The organism is Streptomyces corynorhini (assembly GCF_003346515.1).
Taxonomy (GTDB): domain Bacteria; phylum Actinomycetota; class Actinomycetes; order Streptomycetales; family Streptomycetaceae; genus Streptomyces; species Streptomyces corynorhini.
In genome coordinates this window covers 1-1,567 of sequence record NZ_QQNA01000302.1, presented here as the reverse complement: position 1 = coordinate 1,567, position 1,567 = coordinate 1, and the positions used below count along the sequence as shown (strand labels likewise).

General features: G+C 80.8%; 1 pseudogene. It reads left to right on the top strand.

The annotated features are described in order from the left end of the window. A pseudogene (locus DVH02_RS35335) lies at positions 1-1,087 on the top strand (hypothetical protein); the annotation flags it as partial. Between the last annotated feature and the right edge of the window lie 480 nt (positions 1,088-1,567).

Sequence of the window (1,567 nt, the reverse complement as noted above, 5' to 3'; positions counted from 1 at the left end):
CGCCTCCGCCCCGGCCGCCGCCTGGGCGGTACGGGCCACCGAGGCGGCGGCCGGGGCGGAGGCGGAGGCGGAGGCTGCGGCCGGGGCGGCGGGAGAGGCCGAGGTGGAGGCGGGGACGAGGGCGGAGGCGGGCGTCCGGGCCGTGCCCCGGGGCTGCGGCTGCGGCTGCGGCTGCGGCTGCGGCTGCGGCGAGGTGCGGGCCAGGGACGACCGCTGCACCTGCGGTGTGTCGGCCGAACGGCCCCGCGTGGCGACGTCGTTCACCGCCGTGGGCCGCACCGGCCTGCCGGGGACGGCGCCGGGAGCGGGCGCGGGCGCGGAACCGGCACCGGTCAAGGGCGCCGACCGGGTGGAACCCACCGGAGGAACGGCCGGAGCCGTTCCCGGCCGAGGCACAGGTGCGGTGGGCCGTGCCGCCCGCCGCACCTCTCCGGGACCGGTCGCCACCACGGGCCGCGCCGAACTCACGGGCGGAACGGCCTTGGTGGCGCCCGCACCGGGACCGTCCGGCTGCCGGACAGGACCGCTCGGCCGTGGCGCACCGCCGACGGCCGGAGGCACGGGGGCCGAGGGGCCACCGGCAACGGCCCCGGGAACAGACGAGGGCGCGGAGGCGGCGGCGACACGTCGCCGCACCGACGCTTCGCCCGCCGGGCCGGACCCACCAACAGGACGGCTCGGCGTCGGCATCGGCATCGGCATCGGCACATCCCCGCTCCCGGCCGCCCCTGGGGCGGCGAGCCGCCGCACCGAGGGCGCACCGACGGCCTTCCCCCCGGCGGGAACGTCCGCCGCGACGGAGTGCGCGTTCGCCGGTCGGGGCCCGCTCGACCACGCGCTGTCGGCGGCGGTACGCCGCTGCACGGGCGGCAGCGCCGACGCGGGAGCGGCAGGGGGCACGGCGGGCACGGGCGCGGGCGTAGGAGTGGGCCGCGCGGGCGGCCGTACCGACGGAGGGACCGGGGCGCTCAGCGGCTCGCCGACCGCCGACGCACGCTGTACGGGGGTGGCGGCGCCCGGGGCGGCACCGGTCTGCCCGCGCGCCGCCGGGTTCGCCGCCGAGCCGGTCGACGACGGGCCCGCCTGACCGCCGACAGGCCCGCTCACCGGAGCGCCCAGCCTCGGCCGGACGGCCGGACGAGGCCCAGCTGAACCGGGTACGGACGTACCGGGTACGGACGCACCGGGTACGGGCCTACCCGCCGTGGACGTACCGGCCACCGGGGCGCCGGAGCCGGGCGTGCCCGTCCTCGACGTGACGGCCGGGCGCGTAACGGCCCCTGGTCCGGCCGCCGTTGTCCGCTGTACGGGCGACGGTGTCGCGGGCAGGCCGGGGCCGGACACCCGCGTCGGCGCGGACGGTGCCGACGCCGATGGCCGCCGTACGGAAGGCACTTCGCCCCCGGAGGTACCCGGGGGCGAAGTGCCTTCCGCACGGCGGCCCTCGGCGTCGGCGCGGACGGTGCCGACGCGGGTGTCCGGCCCCGGCCTGCCCGCGACACCGTCGCCCGTACAGCGGACAACGGCGGCCGGACCAGGGGCCGTTCCGCGCCCGGCCGTCACGTCG